At 39.0% G+C, this 20,499-nt stretch carries 15 protein-coding genes; 4 read left to right on the top strand and 11 right to left on the bottom strand.

Going from position 1 to position 20,499, the window contains the following annotated elements; genetic code table 11:
• The first annotated feature begins 104 nt into the window (after positions 1-104).
• From F606_RS0111160 to F606_RS0111145, 4 genes are all read left to right on the top strand, one after another.
• Positions 105-1,031, top strand: coding sequence for a DMT family transporter (locus F606_RS0111160; protein ID WP_019553972.1), 927 nt, complete (start codon positions 105-107; stop codon positions 1,029-1,031).
• 87 nt (positions 1,032-1,118) lie between these two features.
• A complete protein-coding gene (locus F606_RS0111155; protein WP_019553971.1) occupies positions 1,119-1,757 on the top strand; it encodes an HAD family hydrolase in 639 nt (212 codons plus the stop codon).
• A 27-nt stretch (positions 1,758-1,784) separates the two neighbouring features.
• On the top strand, positions 1,785-2,651 hold the full coding sequence (locus tag F606_RS0111150) for an aldose 1-epimerase family protein (protein WP_211210065.1): 867 nt from the start codon (positions 1,785-1,787) through the stop codon (positions 2,649-2,651).
• Positions 2,652-2,726: 75 nt separating this feature from the next.
• The gene (locus F606_RS0111145; protein ID WP_019553969.1) at positions 2,727-3,611 is read left to right on the top strand and encodes a DMT family transporter; all 885 of its coding nucleotides are present in this window, start codon (positions 2,727-2,729) and stop codon (positions 3,609-3,611) included.
• A gap of 53 nt (positions 3,612-3,664) precedes the next feature.
• Here the strand turns inward: F606_RS0111145 and F606_RS0111140 are convergent, their stop codons facing one another.
• The 11 genes from F606_RS0111140 to serA all read right to left on the bottom strand — a co-directional run bounded on the left by F606_RS0111140 (position 3,665) and on the right by serA (position 20,198).
• Positions 3,665-5,017: an amino acid permease gene (locus F606_RS0111140; RefSeq protein ID WP_019553968.1), complete on the bottom strand. Its 1,353-nt coding sequence runs from the start codon at positions 5,015-5,017 to the stop codon at positions 3,665-3,667.
• A gap of 146 nt (positions 5,018-5,163) precedes the next feature.
• Positions 5,164-7,128, bottom strand: coding sequence for a methyl-accepting chemotaxis protein (locus tag F606_RS0111135; RefSeq protein WP_019553967.1), 1,965 nt, complete (start codon positions 7,126-7,128; stop codon positions 5,164-5,166).
• Positions 7,129-7,353: 225 nt separating this feature from the next.
• Complete coding sequence (locus F606_RS0111130) at positions 7,354-9,315, bottom strand: methyl-accepting chemotaxis protein (RefSeq protein ID WP_019553966.1); 1,962 nt, start codon at positions 9,313-9,315, stop codon at positions 7,354-7,356.
• Positions 9,316-9,433: 118 nt separating this feature from the next.
• Positions 9,434-10,744 (bottom strand): MFS transporter, encoded by a 1,311-nt coding sequence (locus F606_RS0111125; protein WP_019553965.1) that lies wholly within the window; start codon positions 10,742-10,744, stop codon positions 9,434-9,436.
• Between the two features lie 181 nt (positions 10,745-10,925).
• The gene (locus tag F606_RS0111120) at positions 10,926-12,086 is read right to left on the bottom strand and encodes an iron-containing alcohol dehydrogenase (protein ID WP_019553964.1); all 1,161 of its coding nucleotides are present in this window, start codon (positions 12,084-12,086) and stop codon (positions 10,926-10,928) included.
• Between the two features lie 41 nt (positions 12,087-12,127).
• Complete coding sequence (locus F606_RS0111115; protein ID WP_019553963.1) at positions 12,128-13,105, bottom strand: hydroxyacid dehydrogenase; 978 nt, start codon at positions 13,103-13,105, stop codon at positions 12,128-12,130.
• An 89-nt stretch (positions 13,106-13,194) separates the two neighbouring features.
• On the bottom strand, positions 13,195-14,070 hold the full coding sequence (gene dapA, locus F606_RS0111110; RefSeq protein ID WP_019553962.1) for a 4-hydroxy-tetrahydrodipicolinate synthase: 876 nt from the start codon (positions 14,068-14,070) through the stop codon (positions 13,195-13,197).
• Positions 14,071-14,098: 28 nt separating this feature from the next.
• Entirely contained in the window at positions 14,099-15,112 is a 1,014-nt protein-coding gene (gene pdxA, locus F606_RS0111105) for a 4-hydroxythreonine-4-phosphate dehydrogenase PdxA (RefSeq protein ID WP_019553961.1), read from the bottom strand.
• Position 15,113: 1 nt separating this feature from the next.
• Entirely contained in the window at positions 15,114-16,427 is a 1,314-nt protein-coding gene (locus F606_RS0111100; RefSeq protein ID WP_019553960.1) for a four-carbon acid sugar kinase family protein, read from the bottom strand.
• 152 nt (positions 16,428-16,579) lie between these two features.
• Complete coding sequence (locus tag F606_RS0111095) at positions 16,580-18,475, bottom strand: sigma-54-dependent Fis family transcriptional regulator (protein WP_019553959.1); 1,896 nt, start codon at positions 18,473-18,475, stop codon at positions 16,580-16,582.
• 139 nt (positions 18,476-18,614) lie between these two features.
• Positions 18,615-20,198: a phosphoglycerate dehydrogenase gene (gene serA, locus F606_RS0111090; protein ID WP_019553958.1), complete on the bottom strand. Its 1,584-nt coding sequence runs from the start codon at positions 20,196-20,198 to the stop codon at positions 18,615-18,617.
• Positions 20,199-20,499 lie beyond the last annotated feature (301 nt).

Raw genomic sequence — 20,499 nt, 5'->3', positions numbered from 1 at the left:
TACAGCATCTGTTGTACGGGGTATTCTTATTTAGCCTGCATAAGATAATACATTTATAAATAAAGAACTTTATGCCTTTTCTTTTTAAAATAAGGAGATTTCCCATGACAAAAATTTTACAAAACATGCAAGCCAAGTACTCTCCTACACTCATTGCGAATATCCTAATTTTTTTTACAATGATTGCCTGGGGCACATCCTTTATTAGTACAAAAATTGTCATCGCCGAAGTTCCACCTTTTACAATTGCCTTCATTCGTTTGGCAATTACATCCTGTATTTTATGGCCGATTTTCCGAAAATATGAACCAACAACCCATCTTGATAAAGCAGGAACACGTCGTTTCGCCATAACGGGCCTGCTGGGTATAACTATTTATTTTTGCTTCGAAAACATTGGCATTAAACTTACCACAGCCTCTAATGCATCACTCATAACCTCAGTTACACCAATACTTTCCATTACGCTGAATATGCTATTTTTTAAAGCAAGGCTTTCGCTGTGTGAACTACTAGGGGTTTTATTAGGTATCGGCGGATCTTATTTGACTATCACAGCCAACGGCGCTCTCGATACAGCTTCAGACCATTTCCTGGGAAATATATTTGTTATCGGATCCATGATTTCTTGGTCTTTTTATACAATTTTCAGTAAAAAACAACAATCTAATAATTCTGATTTGGCAATCGTCACCTATCAGACACTCTTCGGTACTTTATTTTTGTTTCCTTTTGCCGTAACCGAATATCAACAGTGGCACCTATTTTCATTTTCCGCTTTGCTGCAAATTATTTATCTTGCCGTTGTCTGTTCAGCTGCCTGCTATTTTCTTTATATCTATGCACTGAAGATTTTAGATGTAACTTTGACCACGATTTATCTCAATCTAGTACCTATAACAGGTATCATTACTGGATATCTTGTCCTTGACGAACGAATATTACCCATTCAACTGCTGGGCGGTACCATGATTTTATCCGCTATATTAATTGCAAATCTCGATAAACTATTGAAGTTTTCCCGGCACTAAAATTCCATCATCACATTTGTCGATATTGCAAAACTCGCCTATCTACGCTATGATTAAATTTGATTTTATGAAAAATGAGGTATTGATATGAAAGCAGTTATTTTTGATATGGATGGTGTCCTCGTCGACAGTGAACCAATGCACACAGCAGTTAGTATTGAAACAATGGCCTATTATGGAGTAACCATAGATGAAAAGGATATGGACCGGTTTGCCGGTATGACAATGCATTCGATATTTTCAACATTAAAAATTGAAAATAATATTCCAGATCTCATTGAAAATATTTTAGCCCGCCAAGAATCAGGGATGTTAAAACACACGCTTGAAGATCCACAAACCCCCATCGCTGGAATTCGTGAAATATTAGCCTATTTAGAACAACATAAAATTCCAGCGGCAGTCGCATCCTCCTCACCAAAAAATTTAGTAAAAACCGTAGTCGACCGACTGAACATCACGGATTCTTTCGAGTTTTTACTAAGCGGCGAAGAAGTTCAGCATGGTAAACCTGATCCAGAAATTTATTTGGCAGCTGCAAAAACACTGCAAGTACAGCCAAAAGACTGTGTCGTTATCGAAGATTCCAAAAATGGCACATTATCAGCAAAAGCCGCCGGAATGACTTGTATTGGCTTCAAAAACCTAAACAGCGGAGATCAGGATTTAAGTGCTGCCGATATTGTTGTCCCTACACTCACTCAAATTGATTTCACTAAATTTTAATGGAGATGATGATTCATGCTTTATACTTTGGAAAATGATACCTTCCAATTAACCGCCTCTGAACATGGTGGTGAGCTCCATTCTTTATACAGCAAAAAAACGGGTACCGAATATCTTTGGCAAGGCAATCCAAACTATTGGAAATATCATGCGCCGCTTCTTTTTCCAATTGTGGGACGCTGCATCAATAACAAATACCGTGTCAATGAAAAAATATATGAACTGCCGCAACACGGACTGGCAAGAACATCTGAATTCAACTTAATTAAACAAGGACCACAAATGCTAACCTTTGAGTTAAAATCATCCCCCCAGTCACTCACGGTATATCCCTTTGAATTCATCTTTCAAATTACATATACGCTGCTAGAGCATGGTCTCAAAACGACATTAAATGTCCAAAATCCAGCTTCTGAGAAACTGCTCTTTTCTGTAGGAGCACATCCCGCTTTTATGTGCCCCATTGATCCGGCAGATGATCTGGATGATTGCTTTCTAGAATTTAGTGAAAAAGAAACTGCTTCTATCATTCCTTTAAGCGATAAAGGCTTTTTGACACATCAACATACACCTTATTTAATAGATGCAAAAAAACTCCCGCTGCACAAAGACTTGTTTGAAAAAGATGCTTTGATTTTTGATACCTTAAAATCAGCAACTGTTTCATTAAAATCCAAACACTCTAAAAAATCTTTAACAATGGACTTTCATGAATTTCCGTTTTTCGGCATTTGGGCTCCCAAAAACGGTGCACCATTTCTTTGCTTAGAACCTTGGCATGGACATGCTGATTATGATGACTTCACTGGTGATTTAAAAACGAAAGAAGGCATCTTGGTGCTTCCACCAAACAACAAATTCACTTGCAGTTTTGCTGTGATGATTAACGAATAAAATGCTTTTAGTATTGCTTCCACTCAACAGATCAACGAATTATTTTTATGTTTTAGAATGAAAGGGCTTTTTTTTATGACGGATCGTACAAAAGGATATTGTTTAGTAGCATTAGGTGCTATTTTTTGGGGAGCTTCTGGTGTCGCCGGTCAATATTTGCTCCATGATAAGCAGTTCAGTGCCGAATGGTTAGTCGTAGTGCGCCTGCTTTGCTCGGGGCTTATCTTGCTGAGCATCGATTCTGTCACGCACTTTGGGGATATTTTTACCATATGGCAAAATCGTTTGGATCGACATCAGCTGCTTTTATTTGGTGTCGCTGGCATGCTCAGCGTACAATACACCTATTATGCTGCAATTCAGCACGGCAATGCTGCTACAGCAACGATTCTACAATACCTCATGCCGGTAATCATCGTAGGTTATATCGCCATACGCTACAAAAGATGTCCACAATTTCTTGAAATTATTTCTATTTTTCTAGCAATGCTAGGTACACTTCTTTTGGTAACAAAAGGAGATTTCCGTTCACTGGCGATCTCACCACTGGCGCTATTTTGGGGTATCACCTCCGCTTTCAGTGCTGCTTTTTATACCATTCAGCCAAAAGGCCTGCTCAGTCGCTGGCGGTCCCCCTTGGTTATTGGCTGGGGCATGCTCATCGGGGGGGTTGCCATGAGCCCAATCGCGCCGCCTTGGAAATTTGTCGGTCAATTTGACCTGGGTGCTGGCCTGGGACTTGCTTTTGTCATTATCTTTGGCACAGTCATTGCTTTCTGGGCTTACTTAGAGAGTATTAAATATATCCTGCCAACAGAAACTAGCACCATTGCCTCCTTAGAACCATTCTCCGCTGTCTTTTTATCGATTATATTGCTGAATATTCCGTTTGGGTTTATGGATTATATTGGCGGTTTATGTATTTTAAGCACTGTTTTCATCTTAGCGAAAAAAAAATAACAAAAATAAAACGAGAAAAACTCAAATGAGTATATCTCGTTTTATTTTTGTTTTTATTTATTGCGATGTTTCAGTTTAAAACCGCCCCATAATAATAAGATCCATACAGGAAGTAAGCCAACTGCAAGCTGCATATCCTCAACCTGGGTCATAAGTACAACGATCATTGCTAAAAAAGCCAGGCAAAGATAATTGATGAAAGGATAGCCTAATGATTTAAAACGAATCTGCTTGACCGTATTTTGTTTTTCCCGAAGCCTACGATATTTCATATGCGTTACAACAATGACAAACCAACTGACCACAACCGCAGCAACCGCAATGGAAATCAAATACATAAAAACTTTACCAGGAAAGAAATAATTCATCACGACTACAACCAAGGTAACCCCTGAAGAAACAAAAATTCCCCGCACCGGAACACCATTTTTCGATAAGGATTTGAATGATTCTGGGGCATTGGACTGTGATGCCAAACCAAACAACATGCGTGAGTTGCTGTAAATTGCACTATTGTATACTGACACAGCGGCGGTGAGGACAACAATATTTAAAAGATTAGCCGCTGCCGGAATGCCAATATTAGAAAAAATCTGAACAAAGGGACTGGCTTCCATGCCGATTTTATTCCATGGATACAGTGTCATAAGTACTGCAAGTGTACCAATATAAAAAATCAGAATACGCCAAATTACCTGATTGATGGCCTTTGGAATCGTCTTTGTCGGTTCCGCTGCTTCACCAGCCGTGATACCAATCAGTTCAATCCCACCAAAAGAAAACATGACAATAACCAATGACATGGCAATACCCCCGATACCATGTGGCATGTATCCGCCATATTGCCATAAATTACTCAAATTATTAGGGAAAGGCCCCATTTGTGTAAAAATAATATAAAGTCCAAAAATAATCATACAAACAATGGCCACCACTTTAACAATGGCTGCCCAGAATTCAAATTCACCATACATACGAACATTGATCAAATTGACAATTGTAATCACAATAAGACATGTCAATGCCGAAGTCCATTGCGGCAAATCAGGAAACCAATAATTCATATAAATACCAACAGCCGTAAGTTCCGCCATGCTTACAATCACATAATTAAACCAATAATTCCAACCCGATAAAAATCCAGGAAACTCACCCCAATATTTCGTTGCATAATAACTAAAAGAACCAGATACAGGTTCTTCCACTGCCATTTCACCAAGCATCCGCATAATAAAAAATATAATTACCCCACCGATAAGATAGGATAATGTAATAGCCGGCCCTGCCATGGCAATCGTTGGTGCCGATCCATAAAAAAGACCCGTACCAATTGCTCCACCCAAGGCGATCATTTGCATATGGCGATTTTTCAAACCTCGTTTCATTTGCCTAATCTCTTGTTCCATCTATAAGATCTCCCTCATTTCTCTATTTCAATTACACTTTATTATATTACCACAATCCATTGTATAACTGTAACTTTTCTTTCACGAAGTCCAGCAAAACCAGGTTATGAAAACAAAAAAGCAGCATAAATGCTGCTTTTTTATTTTTATATTTTAAATTTATGAATTGTTTCCTGCATTGCTTCTGCCATTTGTGCCAATGCCTGCGATGACGATGCAATTTCTTCCATTGAAGCGGATTGCTCTTGTGTCGCCGCAGAAATAGACTGCGTCTGCCCTGCCGTATCACGACTCACACTATCTACATTCATAATAGCTTCAACAATTTTCTGGCTGCCGATAGACACCCCTTGCACCGAACCGGCAATTTCTGTCATGCGATCACGAATATCATTAACCATTGAAAAAATATTGGCAAACTGTGTACCAACATTACGAATTGCTGCGGCCCCCGTTTTCACGTTGCTCGTTCCAATCCCCATCGTTGAGACCGCTTGTCTTGTATCACCTTGAATTTTGAGGATTAAATTTTTAATTTCTTCTGTTGCTTTTTGTGATTGTTCCGCGAGTTTTCGAACCTCTTCAGCTACCACAGAAAAGCCACGTCCGGCTTCTCCAGCTCGAGCTGCTTCAATTGCTGCATTTAATGCCAGCAAATTAGTCTGGGCGGCAATGCTTGAAATAACCTCAACAATTTTTCCAATCTGCTGTGAATTTTCGCCTAAATTCTCAACAACCACAGCTGACTGCGTCACCGATGTTTCAATCTGATCCATTTGGGTAATCGCTTCATTCAAAAGATTTTCCCCATTCTGCGCCGCATCCGCTGTCTGAACAGAAATTTGATTTACCGACTCAGTCTTATCAGCCGCTTCGGCAATCTCCATCACCATCGATTCAATATGAACCGTTGCCTGCTCGATTGTTTGCATTTGACTATTCATGCCATCAGAAACATGTTCAATCGTAGCTGCCACGTGATTTGCCGCTTCTGCCGATTGACCTGCGCCCGCTGTAAGTTCCTCAGAAGCAGCTGCAACCTGCTCGGACGTCGTCGCCATTTTCGCAATAAGATTCCGCACATTTTTACTCATTACGTTGAAAGCATTCATCAAATGACCAATTTCATCATTCGAATCAATTGTCAAATCTTTAACACGCAGATTTCCTTTTGCCAGTTCATCGGCATGTTTCGTTAAATTAATAATCGATTTTGTAATAGTCCCTGAAAACTTCAAACTTAAGAATACCATTAAAATAATACCAATAATCGTTAAAACAGTATACGTGATTTTCAAGGAATTTAATTCGCTATAAATAACACTCTCCGGAATTGTCATTCCCACGATCCAGCCAGTACTTTTTACTTTAGAATAAGCAAAAACTGCCGGAACACCATTTTGTTCAACTTTAAAACTGCCTGTATTATTTTTTAACATTTCTTGAAAATGATCTTTCAACGTTGCATTGCTTTGAATATCTTTAAATGTTTCATTCGCATCCGACGAAGCAAGGATTTTACCTGTCTTTTCAAGGATGATTCCACTGCCTTCACCTTTATATTGAATCGTCGCAACTTGCTGCGTCAAAACTTCCAAAGATATATCTTCGCAAATCGCCCCACGAAAAACACCTGTTTTATCATTATAAGGAACGGCGGCGGAAACAACAACTTTATTATTGCTTGCCCCTTGATATGCGTCTGTAAAGATGAGTTTTCCCGCTGTCTTTGCATCTTTATACCACCCTCTGGCACGTGGATCGACTGTCGTAACATTCCCACTCTTCCACGTCATAAAAAGCCCGTTCTCGTTCCCGTTCGTAAGTTCATCGATTTCACTATCACCATCCATTGAACTCATTATTTCACGCATCGAGCCGATGGTATCATCAAGATTATGTAAAATTTTAGCCGATGCAACGGCTACCTGAGCTTTTGAATTGAGCCATCCATCGATTTCCGCTGCTTTAAAGTCGACCGTTGCTGCCATTCCTTGTTCAATACTTGCTGTCAAATGTCGCTGGGCCGTATAATACCCAATTCCTGACACAATGGCTAATACTACACCAACGATACCTGTCAAAAGAAAAAATTTCTGTTTAATTCCCATTATTCACCTGTCCTATTTGTATTATTTGCTTAAACTAAGAATCACTCCATACAATTTCACAACATGGAAAAAGGCTATAGTTTATTCATCGTAATACAATTATAACAAAATGTCCCTATAACGTAAACTTATTCTATTTTCATAATAAAATGCACCCCTACAGATGGATTTTCATCTAACTATAAGGATGCATTACAGCTATCACCTTTTATTTCCTATATGGATTTAAATATGAAATTTACTAACTGCCTCTTGTAATTTTTGAGCCATTTGTGACAAGCTCTCACTGGCGGAAGCAATTTCCTCCATAGATGCAGACTGTTCTTCGGTTGCGGCTGAAACCGTTTGCATTTCATTCGTTGTATGCTGAGTCAATTCATTGATCTGCTTCATTGAGATAACAACATTTTGACTATCCTTATCTAACTCTCCAATAACCTTAGACGTATCGCCAACTTGCTCTGCCAAGTCTCTTATCGCTTGAATAATGGTTGTAAAACTTTGTCCGACCATATTAATAACCCCTGTGCCAGACTGTACTGCCTCTGTACCATTTTGCATTGACGCTACTGCCAGATTTGTTTCAGATTGAATTTTTTCAATCAAAACAGCAATTTGCTTTGCAGCATCTTGAGACTGCTCCGCCAATTTGCGCACTTCTTCAGCCACAACAGCAAAGCCACGACCTTGTTCTCCGGCTCGTGCAGCTTCAATTGCTGCATTTAATGCCAACAGATTGGTTTGTCCCGCAATCCCAGAAATAGTATCTATAATCTGTCCGATTTCTTTTGACCGATCACCAAGCTTTTCAATAGCCGCAGCAGAACTCCCTACGGTTTGTTCAATATCCACCATTTTTTTTATCGCGGATTCAACAAATGCCCCGCCATCCTGAGCTGCATTAACGGCATTCATAGAATTTGCATTAACCTGCTCAGCATTGTCCGCAGCATGATGAATGTCCTGCGACATTTTTTTTACAGTATTCGTTGTCGCATTTACTATGGTAGACTGCTTCTCTGTATCTTGCACCACTTTGGCAATAGATGTTGCAACTTGATTAACTGCCGTTGCTGATTGTTCAGTAGTTGCTGTCAATTCCTCAGATGAAGCTGCTAACTGTTGCGAATTTTCCTGCACTTGCCCAATTAGTTTTTTCAAATTCGTTACCATAGCCGTAAAAGCACTTGCTAATAAACCAATTTCATCGTTTGATTGGATATCTATTGTTTGCTTAAGGTCACCTTCTGCTATTTTACTTGCGATCTGCTGCATTTTCAAAATTGGCTTTGAAAAGCTGTTGGCAATGAAAAATGCCAATACTCCCGTGCAGAGCAAAGCGCCTATAGTGACTAAACCTATTATAAGCAATAAAGATTGTGTTTTTGCCGTAATAATACTATAAGGCGTTTCTAAGCAGATCAGCCAGCCAGTCCTATCATCATAAACATACGTAACTAGTTTTGCACCTGAATTGTTGTCTTCTAATTTAACAAATCCACTTTTTTTATCCGCTAATGCTTGTTTTACAAAATCTACATCATTCATATCCGTTCGATCTTTCACCATCGTCTGGTCAGGGTGAGCTAATATTTTACCTTCACTATCAATAACATAAGCCACTGTTCCATTTTTAGATAAATTTGTTACAAACTCACTAATTTTCGTAAGCGTAATTGAACCTTGCATAATACCAATCACGCTGTTATTATCGGGATTACGAACCGGTGTGACAATGTTTACAACAAAACGATTGGAATTTTTACTAAAAACAACACCAGATATCACCTCATCCTGCCCATTAAGTGCTGTTTGGTAAAAAGGACGTTCCCAAATATTCGCAAGAGGAATAGCATCACCTCTTACAACCTGATTGCCCTTTGTATCATCCAAAGAAAATGAATTTTCTGTATAAACTTTTTGCACTTGCAGGAGATAAGTTTTTACGTTTGGTAAATCAAAAGCTTGCACCGTTGGATTTGCCGCAATTGATTTAATAGCAATAAAAGATTTATCAAGGTATCCATTAATTTGTAAATTAATGTTCTCGGCTAAATCTTCACACTGATTAATCGTTTCCTCCTCCAGCTTCGTACTCAAATACCGTACCGAAACAACAGATAGCACAATTAATGGTATAAAACTCATCAACGTCATAATGATTAATAATTTCTTTTTTACACTCATTTTACAACTTCTCCTAAACTATATTCAACTTCATAAAAACGCCCTTCCTATAGGAAAGCGCGTTTTTACAAAATTGATTTAAAATTTACTATTCAAATGAATACAATTCATATCCTGACTAAACTTCGATACGTTTTACCTCACCTAAGTAAAAAGCATAATTTATAGCACCAATTAGCGTAGCTCCAGCTGTTACCACCATCGCCATCTCAAAGGATCCTGTTGTTGTAACAATCCAGCCTGTGATAATCGGTCCTAATATTCCACCAACATTTGAAACACAATTTTGCAATGCACCTACCGTTGACGTCATATTTTTAGGAGCAACATCTCCTGGTAAGGTCCACAACGCAGGGCCTGCACAGGCAATTCCGCAATACGATAACGTCAATAATGCCACAGCCGCCACATCACTTTGAATAAAGTTCACAAAAACAATTGATGATGCCAAAAGCATCCCACACACTAAATTGTTTTTTCTTACTTTCGTTTTAGAATATCCTTTACTGTATAAATAATCTGCTAAAAAAGCTGTAATAAACCCCACTAACAAACCGACAAGTGGTGGTATCATGGCTACAAATCCCATTTTCATCAGACTCATGCCGCGTGATTGCACTAAATAAGTTGGGAACCAAGTAATATAGAAATAAATAGCATAATTTGACATAAAAAAGCCTATACACATGGCCCGAATATTTCTATACCGTAATAATTGATACCATTTTAAAGGCATTTTATTATCTAACCCATCTTTAACTGCTTGCCCGTCACGAATATACTCGATTTCCGCTTGATTTGCATACTGACTTTTTTCTGGATCTGTATAATATTTTAGCCAAATTAACACCCAAACTATTCCTAGTGCGCCCGAAATAATAAATGGTACTTTCCAGCCAAATGTAATCATCATCCAAACAATAATCGGCATAGCAAAAGCTGTCCCACATTTATTCCCGCTATCAAAAATGACTGTTGCCCTTGCCCGTTCACGATCTGGAAACCACTTTGAAACAATTCCTGCATTACAAGGGTATGCACCAGCTTCACCGATTCCAAGCAGAATACGGATTGCAATAAATGATATCAATCCTTGTCCAGCTGCCATTAACATCGTTGCACAAGACCACGATGCAACTGATCCTCCAAGCAACGTTTTTTGTCCAAATTTATCTGCAAGCCACCCTGATGGGATTTGGCATAAGGTATAGCTAAAAAAGAAAGCCGACATAATAAAACCCATTTCCGTAGCTGTAAAATCAAATTCTTTCATAATCATCGGCGCTGCTGCTGATAAATTTGTGCGATCAAAATAATTAATCGCAATGGCTCCCCACATCATAATTGCAACTTTCCAACGAAATCCAGTCTTTTCTTGCATCGTAAGCATAGTAGCATTTACTTTCGTTTCAACATTTAATTCACTCATCATACTATTCTCCTCTCTATGTTTACGTAAATCAATAGAGTTTACTCAATATTTACACAACTTTGAATAATCATATATACCATTCATCCATTTTTCCGATATGATATACAATCTGCAGGTCAAAAGAAGAAAACTTGCAGATTGTATTTAACTTATATACACAACATCGTTATTGTCCTCTTTACAATAACTTCTTATAAATCTTCCGCATATCATCTTTCGTTACAATTTTAGGATTGTTATCTAAAAGACGCGTTACTTTAGATGCAGCATCAATAAGTTCATCAAGTACTTTTTCATTAATGCCCTTTTCTCTTAAATCACATGTCACATTCATATCTTTTATCATAGAATATAAATTAGCAATCATCTTCTCTGCCGCCTGACGAGTTGTACAATTCGTCACATCAATCCCCATAGCAACAGCAATATCTTTAAATTTATCCTCACAGACATCCAAATTAAACTCCATGACACTTGGCAGCAAAATAGCATTCGATAAACCATGAGGAATATGATACTTACCGCCAAGTGGATAAGAAAGTGCATGTACCGCTGTAGTGCTGGATGTTGCAATCGAAATTCCACCAAAAGTTGCCCCCAAGAGCATATCTTCACGTGCTGCTAAATCCCCCCCATCATTATATGCCGTACGAATGCTGCGTGAAATCAAACTTACGGCTTTTAGTGCAAAAGTATCACTGAACGGATTTGCTTTTTTTGAAATATAACATTCAATTGCATGACAAAGTGCATCCATTCCTGTATTGGCAGTAATATGTTTCGGCAGACCAGTCGTCATTTCAGGATCTAAAATAACACAATCAGAAACCATTTTATCACTTACAATACCAACTTTTAAGTCGTCTTCCGGTACCAAAACAATTGCATTTGGCGTCGCTTCAGAGCCGGTTCCAGCTGTCGTAGGAATCATTAAAGTCGGTACACCGCGATATGTTATTTTTGCTTTTCCTTTTACTAAATCATCTAAGTTAATTTTATTTGTCAATAGCAAAGAAACTAATTTCGCTGTGTCCATCGAACTTCCGCCGCCAATCCCGATAATCATTTGGCAAGCAAGTTTATTCGCCTGTGTAAAAATTGCATTGACTTGTTCCACCGAGGGCTCCGGCGGCGTGTCATTGATTACATGTACATGAATTCCTGCTGACTCCAGAATTTGTTTTGGTTTATCTACCAAACCTGTTTTCCATACGCCTTGGTCCGTAATAATAACAATATTTTCCGCTCCAAAATCACTTACAACATCTTTAATTTGTTTTATACTACCTGGTCCCGCAATAATTTTTCCTATATTTAATAATGAATATATTTCACTCATTTTTGATTGCTCCAATCTGTTTTTATATTGGCTTAAATGTTTTATTTATTCCACCGTGGGTGTTCATAGGCTTTAGGATTGCAGACATATGGCCAGCGCTCTCCATCCATAACAGCTAAAACGCCCTCAGCGGCCATTGTTGCCACACCTGCTGCTGCTTCTTGTGTTTGCCCAGCCATGTGGGGTGTCACGATTATATTGTCATACTGAAATAAAGCTTCGTCCATTGTTACCGGTTCATTCGTAAATACATCCGTTGCTGCGCTGTGGATTTCATTTTGTTTCAAAGCAGCCGCTAGTGCTTTTTCATCAATAATGCCACCACGTGAACAATTAATAATAATCCCCGTAGCTTTCATTAATTTAAGCTCTGCTGTACCAATAAGATTTTTTGTTTTAAGCGTTAAAGGAACATGCAAGGAAATTACATCTGCAACTTGCATAATGTGATTTAAGTCAGCCTCATACGTATATCCTTTAGCAGCAATAACCTCCGGTTTTACAAAAGGATCATATACATTTACTTTCATGCCAATTCCTGCAGCCATTTCCGCTAAAATACTGCCAATATGACCATACCCAACCAGACCTAGTGTTTTGCCAAAAATTTCATATGCTTTATAATTGCTTCTTACTGCAAAATTCCCCTTACGAAGTTCTTTGTCACTATGAACAATATCTTTTGCACAGCTAAGCATCAAAGCAAAAGCATGCTCCGCCACAGAACGAGTATTTGCTCCTGGGGCAATTACGACGGGAATGCCAAGTTCCGTTGCTGTTTCTACATCGACATCATCTACACCGACACCGGGACGCCCAATTACTTTTAAATTTTTTGCTTGAAGCATTGTTTCCCGGTCAATTGACCCAATGCGAATAATCAAGCCTTCGGCATCAATAAGTTCTGGCAGCATAGTCTTGGGATTTCCACTATCAGTAATTGAAATTTTTACATTCCCCTTCGCCAAAACAGCCATGCCAGCTTCATGCAGCCTATGTGAAATAACTACCTTTCTCATGCTGTGACCCTCTTTCTAACTTCTAAAAATATCTAAAACGTTTCTTTGTTATTTTATAAAACTATCTTAACTCATCATTTATGATTCTTTTATTTGTATAGTTCAAACACGGCTTTTAGTGCCTGATCAATTTTTGGATCTATGCAGTTAGATGGTTCGCGAGCCGGACCAACGGGATAACCAAGTAAATTCACGGCACGTTTAACAACAGAGTTAGGATTGCCCATCTGCATGACATTGCGGAAAGGTCGGATCTTCTTCTGCGCTTCATTTGCTTCAGCAATTTTACCTTCTGACCATAATTTATAAATACTAACCATAAGTTCAGGAAATACATTAGAACAACCACTGATTGCTCCCGCTCCACCTGCCATCAACGTCCATAAAATTAAAGAATCACTGCCAGCCAGCACCGCTAATCTTTCATTGGTATTTTCTATATATTTCAATGTGTTATCAAAATTTCCGCTGCTGTCTTTAATACCAATAATATTTTCATATTTTGCTAATTTTTCCACTGTTTTATAGTCTATATTATTCCCAGTTCTCGCAGGAATGTTATAAAGCAAAATTGGTAAATCAAGACTTTCCGCAATAGCACTATAGTGACGATAAAGATCATCTTGTGAAATACCAACAAAATACGGTGAAATAATAGATACTACATCTACACCTAAGTCTTTGGCAATTTTAGATAACTCAATGGTCTCCTTCGTAGTCGTGCAGCCAGTACCTGCATATACAGGAACTCTAGCTTTGACTTCATCGACTGCAACTTTCATGATTTCTATTTTTTCTTCTTTAGAAAAAGCATAGAATTCACCATTTGTTCCTAACGGAAAAATACCGCTGACACCAGCTTTTATCAAACGATTAATTTGGCTGCGATATTCTTTTTCATTAAATTTTTCATCATCCGTTAATGGTGTGAGAATTGGTGTAATAATACCTTTTGGCTGTAACATAAAAATCATCCCTTCAATTTATAGCATTTCATTCTTTATTTAAAAAATCAGCAAACTTTACATTTGCCATCTTGGCACCCAAAATCAAAGATTCTGTCATACTTTTACTATCTGCAATACCTTCTCCGGCAACCGGAAATGCTGTTCCGTGGTCAACGGATGTACGAATAATTGGCAGACCAACCGTAACATTAACACCTGATTCAAAACCAAGAACCTTTATTGGTATATGCCCTTGATCATGATACATAACAACGACAATATCAAATTCCCCTAAATTGGCGGCGCGATGAAATACGCTGTCTGGCGGCATCGGTCCTATTGCATTGATTCCAGCTTGCTGTGCCAGCTTAATCGCTGGTACAATTTCCAGCTCATCCTCTGTACCAAAAAGACCATGTTCACCACAATGAGGGTTGAGTCCTGCTACTGCAATACGTGGTTTCTCAATTCCCATAAGTTTTAATGTTTCATCAGCAAGTTTAATAACCTTAAGAACCCGTTCTTTTTTGACAAGATCACAGGCCTCTCTAAGTGCTACATGCGTCGTCACATGAATTACTTTAAGCGAACCACTCACAAGCATCATTGAATAGTCCTTTTCTCCCGAAAGGGCTCCTAATATTTCTGTATGACCTGGATAATTGCAGCCACTTAAATTCAATGCTTCTTTATTAAGTGGTGCCGTTACAATGGCATGAATATCTTGCTTCAGGGCAAACTGCATCGCTTTTTCTATATATTCATAAGCTGCTTTACCGGCTCTGGCATCCACTTTAGCAAATGGCAGATCAGCTGGCAGATTATCAAGATCTACAATATCAATTGTGCCATACCGAAAATAGCCCTGTTGCGGATTCTGCACCGAATTGCAGGTTAATTTACTGTGCAAAAGACCAATAGCACGTTCCATAATTTTTTTATCGCCAAAAACAATTGGTCTGGCAATATCATAAATATGTGTATCTGTAAGTGCCTTTATAATGATTTCCGGTCCGACACCTGCAGCATCTCCCATTGTAATTCCCAAAATTGGTTTCATCTTACATCGACTCCTTTATGTCTTCGTGTTCTTTTACTTTTCGAATCGCGTCCATTGCTTGAATAAAAGAATTGCTCCCGCCAAAAGCCCCGGCCTTAGTAATAACTTGCAGACCACTGCATGGTCCTCCAACCAATCTTCCCAAGGGAATTCCCATGGCAACTTCCTCTAAAATTTCGATACCTTCTGCACCTAAAGCCTTGCAAACGTGAATTGCCGTATCACCACCCGTAAGAATAACTCCCGCTAAATGGCTGCCTACTACAGTTTTAGCAACTTCCCCCAGTGCACGAGCCGTATATTCACTTACTTCACTGCCTACCAGCTTATATTTTATGCCTGCTTCAATGGCTTGTTTAACATCTGCATCCAATGTTGCACTTGCCAGTAAAACATCACTGCCTTTTTCCAGCAGACTATTGACAGATTTTACACAACGCTTAATTTCCTCAGATTGATTTTCTAATAAACCAGCTGCATTCAATTTTATCAAATTGATTTTTGTATGCGTTAATACCTCTTGAATTTGTGTTTGTGTTGTCTTACTCACACTTCCCGCTACAATCAATATCGGACCACTTGTTTTAATGCCCACAACTCTTTTGCTCGGTTTCCACTGATAAATACTCGGCAAATATTCAGCAAGTCCAGCCGATCCAACCCAAAGCAACTGCTTATATGCTTTAGCAGCCTCAACAATATACCCAAGATGTTTATCTTCTGCAGCATCAAACACAATCCATTTTTCGTCACGCTTGAGACATTGACGAATCGCTGCCGAAATTTGAGCAGCACCTTGTTTTACTGTTTCCAGCGATATTAACCCTATTAAAACATCCGTCTGCTCTCTAAGTACGTCTATAATTTGCGATTCATTGATTGGTGACTTCGGGGCATGTGCCATCTCCGTTAAAGCAATCGGTACGCCATCTAAAAAATGACAGCCACCGATCGTAATCCGCTGATTCCCCGGAAAAGCCGGTGCAATAATCACGACCGTTGGCAAAAACACGCTTGCTGCTGCTTCAATCTCCGCGCCAAGATTGCCGCGAAGTGTTGAATCTATTTTTTTATAAATATGCACAATTCCACTATCTTGCAGTTTTTTACAGGTTTGTTTCACTTTCTGATAGGCTTCGATCGCGTTTATATCACGACTATTTGTATCAATAACAACAACATCCGCCATTTCATGAGCTAATTGTGGCTGATCAAAATTGATTCTTACACAGCTGCTAATATTACGTTTGGCAAATTGTACAGCCGTATCATTTGCGCCGGTCAAATCATCGGCAATCACAGCCAGTTGAGTCATGTTCCATCACCCTCTTCGTGTTGTTTCTCATCTATACTATAATGCAAATGGCATGCCAACATTCAAAGCAATATAAATAACGACTTTTTTTATCTCCATAAAAAAATACGTTGCAAAATGCAACGTATTTGATGAATATAGCAACTATATCATTATTTTTTATTAAGTTTGCGCCACAAAGTCGTTCGATGTATACCCAGACGAATCGCAGCCCGACTATAATTAAATTTTTCTTCGCTTAAAACTCGCAGCAAAGTGTCTTTTTCCATCCGCCCAAGATTATCGGTTGAAAAATCTCTTTCCTCATCTATCCCCTGCTCTATATCAGTATTGACTTCATCTCGCGCTTCCATAATATCTTGTTTCGTAATCACAGGTCCATCACTCAGCAGCATAACCCGTTCTATTATATTAGCAAGCTGACGAATATTTCCCTGCCAGCTGCATTGTTTAAGATATTCCATTGCCCCTGAATCAAGTCTTTGAACATTCAAATTTACCTTGCCCAGCTTTTTTACCAATTCTTTAGCAAGCAAAGGTATATCCTCCCTACGCTCTTGCAATGTCGGTATATGAATACGCAATATATTCAGCCGATAATAAAGATCTGCACGAAACACCTTTTCTTCTATCATTTGAGCCAAATTTTGATTCGTTGCTGCTATGATTCTAACATCAACTGGAATAACACTATCACCGCCAATATGCATAATTTCTTTCTCCTGTAAAACTCGCAATAGCCGTGATTGTAGGGATATTGGCATTTCCCCTATCTCATCAAGAAAAAGCGTTCCACCATGTGCTAACTCAAAAAGCCCTTGCCGTCCACCACGTTTTGCACCAGTAAAAGAACCTTCCTCATAACCAAACAACTCCGATTCCAATAAATGTTCCGGCAGCGCGGCACAATTAATCGCCACAAAAGGACCATTCGCGCGAGTGCTAAGATTATGTATGCTCTGAACCAACACTTCTTTACCCGTTCCCGAGTCACCTGTAACCAATATTGTCGATTGCGTTAAAGCATATTTGACAGCCTTCTTTTTCATCGCTATGCAGATGGAAGATGTACCTATAATATCTTGCATCTGCATTTTAGCAACCAGCCCTTTTTTATGTAATTTTTTCCGTACATTTTGCTCTAGTTTTTGAATTTGTGAAACATTTTGCAATGTATAAATTCGACCGATTGTTTCATCGGCAAGTTGTAAAATAGCTTTTTTCACGGCAATTGTTTTATCACCAAACTGCTGTATATCTTCAATTACATCATGAATCGTATCGGTTTCGCACAGTTGTAAAGCCGGTATCACTTCAAACAAGGATTTTCCTAAAGCCTCAAAATGAGAAATACAAAATAGTTTTTCGGCCATAGAATTAAATAACGTAATCCGATTGTCTGTATCAGTAGCAATAATAGCCTCTGCTGACTGATCGATCATCGTTCTCACCAGTACAGATTTTTCTTTTTCCTGCCGTCGAATATTACCTATAATTTGTGCTTCTCGAATAACCTTATAAACAGCTTCGCGTCCTGAGTGGATCATAATTGCCGGCACACCAAGTTTAGCTGCCAGCTTGACTGATATTGCATCACCAACAATAAGCTCAACACCATGCGCCAGCGCTTCCTTAATCTTAGTTTCTGCCTCAGCTTCTTCATGCAAATAAATCTCATAAAAATGAATTCCCAGTAATGACTCCATCTCTTCGCAACCATAAATAACATTCTCAAAACCAGCAATTCCAACCTTGTCAGGATATTTTCCGTTTGTCATCATGGCACGTAAAATATCAAGTACGCCAACCTCAATCGGCAATACTGGTATATCTACATTTTGTTCAATAAGCGTCGCCGTACCGCCACGACTAATAATAACTTCAGTACCAGATTCAATTTCCTGTTTAACTGCCTCCATGCATTCTTGCAGGTTGCCTTGGATAACTTTAACACAAGCATGTGCGTCAGCAAACTGCTCCATCACAACTTTTCCTGCGACTTCATACAAATCCTGAAACGGGGCTACCAATAAAATTCGTGCATCCACGCAGCAGTCACTCCTTAAGAAAAATTTCTATAAATTTATTTTATCACGTAAAACACAAAAAAGGCTCCTATCAAGGATGCCTTTTTTGCTTATATATTTCTTATTTATTATATTATAGAAGAAACTTACTTCATTTTATTTATACAACATAGAAATTTACAAGTTTCGCTCCGAAAATTCCATCAATTCCAATGACCGACTTAAGGATATGCGGCGGTATATCGTTATCAACCGTAACAACCATAATATTCGTACCAGAAACATCTGTTTTACCAACCTGCATTCCTGAAATATTGATATCGGCGCCCCCCATAACAGACCCTACTTTACCAATAATTCCCGGGCGATTAATATGCGGACAAATAAGTATTCTTGCATGTGGATCGACATCAACTCGATAGTCATTGATCATAACAATACGACCTTCATCACCAAACAATGTACCTTGTACTCTTATTTTAGAAGCTGCTGTTGTTACACGGACTGTAATAAGATTTGCAAAATTCTCAGCCTCTTTATTTTTCATTTCTTTCACTTTAATATTGCGCTGCTTAGCCATACTCGGTGCATTCACATAATTCACAGCAAATTCAAGGATTGGATTAAGTACACCTTTAATAACAGCCGTTGTAATCATTTTTGTGTCAACTTCGGTAATTTCACCATTATATTCCACTTCAATTTTTTCAATTGGCCCCTCTGCCAATGAACAAGCCGTGCAGCCTAAACGCTCTGCTAAATCGAAATACGGTTTGATCACCTTCATAACCTGCGCCGATACTGGTGCCATATTCACAGCCGTTGAAACAGGTTCACCGCGCAGTGCCGCCCCGACACCACGAGCAACATCAATCGAAACACCCACTTGAGCTTCTACGGTTGATGCACCAAGATGCGGCGTAAGTACAACCCCAGGCAAACCAACCAACGGATGATCAACCGGAACAGGTTCGCTTTCAAACACATCAATGGCCGCACCAGCTACAATTCCCGTTTTCACCGCTGCAGCAAGATCGGCTTCATTAATAATCCCGCCACGGGCACAATTAACTAAACGTACACCTTTTTTCATATTTTTCATATTATCTTTATTCAGCATACCTTTGGTTTGCGCCGTTAATGGCATATGTACGGTAATAAAATCTGATTTAGCAATAACATCATCTAATGAGCCAATCTCAATCCCCAAAGCCTGCGCCCGCTCTTCATTGATATATGGATCATAACCAATCACATCCATATCAAAAGCCAACGCGCGTTTCGCAACGCCACTACCGATACGCCCCATCCCAATGACGCCAAGTGTCTTGCCTCTAAGTTCTACACCTACATATTTCTTACGATTCCATTCACCTTTTTGCATTGTTTCATTGGCAACAGGAATATTTCTCGCCATAGAAAGCATCATAGCCATCGTATGTTCAGTAGCCGCAATGGTATTTCCCTCTGGAGCATTGAGAACAATAATCCCACGAGCCGTAGCCGCTGGAATATCGATATTATCCACGCCGACCCCTGCCCGACCAATAACTTTAAGGTTCGTCGCTGCTGCAATAACGGCTTGCGTAACTTTAGAAGCACTGCGAACAATCAAACCATCAAACTGTGGAATGATCTCCAGTAATTCTTCTGCTGGCAACTTGTCTTTTACCACCACTTCATAATCTTTTGCTAAAATATCAATGCCTTTAGGTGAAACTCCATCCGCAATTAAAACTCTCATCAATTCATTCGCTCCCTTTATTTTGCATTTAAAATATATACCCTAAAATAATCTTTGCCCGACGCATATAGCCTAACTTAAATTCACACGCAAAACATTTTTAAATAAAAAAAGCCTCACCCCAATACAATATTTGGGGCGAAGCTTTTATCTCCACGGTACCACCCAAGTTTATGCGCTTATCGCGCCAACTCTAGTTCGCTGTATCGGGCGTTCCCGTCATAATTCATCATTAGCCGCTTCGAGCTGGAACAAAATTGATTATCTACCGACTTGCACCATCCGTCGACTCTCTAAAAGA

The sequence above is a fragment of the Propionispira raffinosivorans DSM 20765 genome (assembly GCF_000381065.1).
Lineage (GTDB): Bacteria > Bacillota > Negativicutes > Selenomonadales > Selenomonadaceae > Propionispira > Propionispira raffinosivorans.
This window is presented reverse-complemented; position numbering and strand designations above follow the sequence as displayed.